This window comes from uncultured Campylobacter sp. (assembly GCF_937997405.1).
Taxonomy (GTDB): domain Bacteria; phylum Campylobacterota; class Campylobacteria; order Campylobacterales; family Campylobacteraceae; genus Campylobacter_B.
In genome coordinates this window covers 1-3,868 of sequence record NZ_CALKTL010000050.1, presented here as the reverse complement: position 1 = coordinate 3,868, position 3,868 = coordinate 1, and the positions used below count along the sequence as shown (strand labels likewise).

The window sequence follows — 3,868 nt, the reverse complement described above, 5'->3', positions numbered from 1 at the left end:
TATCTCTATGCCCAGCGCACGCCACATCGAAAGGTCTTTGGGCTCAAAAAGCTCGGTAATCTCGGCAATATCGCTTGCTTTTGAGATAAAATCGTAATAATTTATGCTCTTTTGAGCCAGTAAATTTATTAAATTTTCGATCTGACGCGTCAAAATTTTACCCCTGTGCCGCGCCTAAATTTTAAGCGCACGGATCGCCTCCGCGTAGTCGTTTGAAGAAAATATGTAATTGCCCGCTACCACGACGTCGGCGCCCGCTTCGTCGATATCTGCGATATTCAGCCCGTTTACGCCGCCATCGACCTCGATGAGGCATTTTGCGCCTTTACGATCGATCAGCTCGCGCAGCTGCTTAATTTTCTCAAGCGCCGAGGGGATAAATTTCTGCCCGCCAAAGCCAGGATTAACGCTCATCAAAAGCACCATATCCACTTCGCCCAAAATAAACTCCAGCGCGCTAAGCGGAGTGTGCGGATTCAGCACAACCGCAGGCGAGACGCCGCTATGGCGGATATGATCTATGAGGCGCAGCGGATGGGTCTCCTCCTCGATATGGAAGCTAAGAAATTTCGGCCTTAGCGGCAAAAAAAGATCGACGAAAAACGGCACGTTTTTGACCATCAGATGGATGTCTAAAGGCTTGCTGCTCGCCTTTGCTACCGCACTTGCTACAAGCGGTCCGATCGTAAGATTGGGTACGAAATGCCCGTCCATCACATCCACGTGAATGAGATCGGCGCCCGCCTCGCAGACTGCGCGAATTTCCTCCGCAAGCCTTCCGAAATCCGCCGATAAAATGCTGGGTGCTACATACATTAAGATTCCTTATAAAATTTTAAGATGCGAAATTTTACTTAGTTTTGTCATAAATTTCGCTAAATTTAAACCGCGGCGGATTTTAAGCATAATTTGAAATTTTTTCGCTATAATCGCCATTTATTTTAATCATCAAGGATTTATTATGGCAAGAAGATGCGCAATCACCGGCAAAGGTGCGATGGTAGGAAACAATGTCAGCCACGCAAATAACAGGACCAAAAAGAAATTCCAGGTCAATCTACGCACCATCCGCGTTCAGCTAGAAGACGGCTCAACCAGACGAATCAAAGTCGCCGCCTCAACTCTACGAACTATGAAAAAACAATCAAAATAACCTCTTAAAGAGGAATTTATGTCTGTTTTGGACAAGATCAAGCGATTCCTCGACTGGTCCGGCTCGACTAAGCCGGACATCAACCTCTACACAGAAATTTACGACCAGCTACGACCTTTTCGCTTACCACTGATAACCATCGTGCTGATGATGCTAATCGGCACATTAGGCTATGTTTTTATAGCGGGCTTTTCACTCATAGACGCCTTTTATCAGGCGGGTATGACCTTCACGACGGTAGGCTTTACCGAAGTAGCGCCGATATCGCCCGCGGGTAGAATTTTTACCGTCTTATTCATCCTCATGGGCTTTGGAACCTTTTCATTTTGCCTGGGCGTCGTCGTCGAGGTCATAAAAAACGGCAAACTTCAAAATTTACTTAGGGAGCAACGAATGATCAACAACATCGCAAGGCTCAAAAACCACTACATTATCTGTTACAACAACATCTACTGCGCCGAGCTTGCCAAGCAGTTTCGCGAAAATCATCTGCCTTTTGTCGTGATCGACCCCGATCCCGCTCTAGCCAAAATCGCCGAAGAAAACCGCTATCCATATTTCATCGTAGGAGAACCGCATGTAGAAACCACGATGCTAAAAGCGCATCTGTCATCTGCAAAATCCGTCATCACGCTAAGTCCAAATTTAGCCGATAATATCGCAATAATCTCGCTGGTGCGCCTATACGAAAAGGAGCTTGGTCGCATCACCCCCTACTTCATCATGGCAAATAGCGATGATGACAGCGACACCGAGAGGCTAAAAAAACTCGGCGCAAATTCTATCGTCTCACCATCCAAACTCGCCGCACAAAGGCTCTCTGCGATCAGCGTGCGCCCCGATATGGAAAACATTTTGGAGCGGTTTTTGTATAAAAAAGACTCCCTCATCGATATAGAGGAGATCACGGTGCCCGATTTTTCGTGGATCCGCTTCAAGCGCCTAAAAGAAACTCGCTTGCGCGATTTTACAAACGCCGACGTCGTGGGAATCAAAGAGCCCAACAGCCGCTTTATCCCGATGCCAGATGGCGACTACCTCATCGGTACGGGAGTGAAATTTTTAGTCATTGGCACGGCAGAGGGCATCCGCAACACCAAAAAACTCATCCGCAGCAAATACAAGCCACAGGAGATGAGATATGTTTAAAATCGCTAAGCTCGAGGGCGGCTTGCAGAATGTCGAGGGCTTTTATTTCGACGGCGCGAATTCGGGCTTTAAAAAAGAGGGGAACGATCTGGGATTTATCCATGCGGACGAGCCCTTTGCCGTAAGCGCGATCTTTACGAGCAATAAATTTCAAGCTGCACCGATTAGGCATTTCAAAAGGGCGCAAGAGCGCGCGGGCGGGGATCTTAAAACAAATTTTATCCTCGTAAATTCTAAAAACGCAAACTCTATGACCGGGAAGCAAGGCATCGCCGATATCGATGAAATTTTTAGCGAGCTTGGCAAAAAAATCCCTCTGATAAACCCCGTTATGAGTTCCACTGGCGTCATCGGATACCGCCTCAAAAAGGAAAAAATTATCACCGCCGCGCAAAATTTTAACCTCTCGGCGCGAAACTCAGATGCCCTAGCCACCGCCATTATGACTACCGATACGATAAAAAAAGAGCTTGCATATGAAATTTCTTTAGAAAACGGCGAGAAATTTCACATCGCAGCCGTTTGCAAGGGCGCGGGTATGATCAATCCTGCGCTTGCGACCATGCTCTGCTTCGTCCTGACCGACGCAAAAATACCGCGCGCGGATATGGACGAGCTGCTAAAAAAAGCGGCGGAGCAGAGCTTTAACACAGTAAGCGTCGACGGCGACACCTCCACCAACGATACGATTATGCTCTGCAGCAGCGCCAAATGTGCCTACGACAAAAATGCTTTCGCCTCCGCGCTAAATGCCCTGACGCGCGAGCTTGCGCTAATGCTGGTAAAAGATGGCGAAGGCGCAAACAAGCTGGTGCGATTTAAAGTAAGCGGTGCCGCAAATGCCGATGATGCCCGCAGGGCGGCGAAGGCGCTAAGCAATTCGCCGCTTGTTAAAACGGCGATCTTCGGCGAAGACCCGAATTGGGGTCGCATAGCCTCCACCATAGGCGCCTGCGGTATCGAATGCGACGAAGAAAAGCTGCGTATTAAATACGATGACGTGCTACTTTATGACGCGCAAAATCGCGAACTGGACGCCGCTCGCGAGGCCACGGCCCACGCCGTAATGCAGCAAAAAAGCTTTACGATCTGGTGCGATTTAGGGCTCGGGGATGGCGAGTTTAGTGCATACGGCTGCGATCTTAGCTACGACTACGTAAAAATCAACGCCGATTATAGATCATAAAGATTCACAGCTTACTCTTTCATAATAAAAATCTCGTCTCGAAAATAGCGAATAGCGGCAGGGCTTTAAAGCTCTGCCCTAAAATTTTATCATTTAAATTTGCCTGTTTTAAATTTTTAAATACTAAAATTTTACCTTTTAAAATTTGGAATCTCATGCGTGAAATTCAGTCTAAATTTGATAGCTGAAATTAGGTTTTAAGCGCTTTATTGATATACTTAAATAAATTTTTCAAAGGAGTAAAGCATGTTTCATGAATACAGAGATTTAATCACTGAGTTAAAAGGCAAAAACGCGCGATTTGATTCGCTTTTCGAGAAACACGACGAGCTGATCGACGCCTCCGTGGCCTGTCTGCGCGGCGAGGCGTTCACGCTCTA

At 47.1% G+C, this 3,868-nt stretch carries 4 protein-coding genes and 1 pseudogene; 4 read left to right on the top strand and 1 reads right to left on the bottom strand.

From position 1 onward, the window contains the following. Positions 1-174: 174 nt before the first annotated feature. Complete coding sequence (gene rpe / locus Q0372_RS02475; protein ID WP_298102127.1) at positions 175-816, bottom strand: ribulose-phosphate 3-epimerase; 642 nt, start codon at positions 814-816, stop codon at positions 175-177. A 145-nt stretch (positions 817-961) separates the two neighbouring features. Here rpe and rpmB point away from each other — a divergent pair, with 145 nt between their 5' ends. The 4 genes and pseudogenes from rpmB to Q0372_RS02455 form a co-directional block, all read left to right on the top strand. After that, positions 962-1,153 carry a 50S ribosomal protein L28 gene (gene rpmB / locus Q0372_RS02470; RefSeq protein ID WP_040304421.1) on the top strand — a complete coding sequence of 64 codons (192 nt, stop codon included), beginning with the start codon at positions 962-964 and terminating at the stop codon, positions 1,151-1,153. Between the two features lie 18 nt (positions 1,154-1,171). Then, complete coding sequence (locus Q0372_RS02465; protein ID WP_298102124.1) at positions 1,172-2,302, top strand: potassium channel protein; 1,131 nt, start codon at positions 1,172-1,174, stop codon at positions 2,300-2,302. Continuing rightward, positions 2,295-3,488 carry a bifunctional glutamate N-acetyltransferase/amino-acid acetyltransferase ArgJ gene (gene argJ, locus Q0372_RS02460; protein ID WP_298102121.1) on the top strand — a complete coding sequence of 398 codons (1,194 nt, stop codon included), beginning with the start codon at positions 2,295-2,297 and terminating at the stop codon, positions 3,486-3,488. The genes Q0372_RS02465 and argJ overlap by 8 nt, the downstream gene beginning before the upstream one ends. Before the next feature lie 246 nt (positions 3,489-3,734). After that, positions 3,735-3,868 (top strand): annotated as a pseudogene (locus Q0372_RS02455) (hypothetical protein); the annotation flags it as partial.

Bases quoted from the DNA above. Each gene is read 5' to 3' on its own strand.
- Q0372_RS02465 (WP_298102124.1), top strand. From the start codon at position 1,172: ATGTCTGTTTTGGACAAGATCAAGCGATTCCTCGACTGGTCCGGCTCG.
- rpe (WP_298102127.1), bottom strand. From the start codon at position 816: ATGTATGTAGCACCCAGCATTTTATCGGCGGATTTCGGAAGGCTTGCG.
- rpmB (WP_040304421.1), top strand. From the start codon at position 962: ATGGCAAGAAGATGCGCAATCACCGGCAAAGGTGCGATGGTAGGAAAC.
- argJ (WP_298102121.1), top strand. From the start codon at position 2,295: ATGTTTAAAATCGCTAAGCTCGAGGGCGGCTTGCAGAATGTCGAGGGC.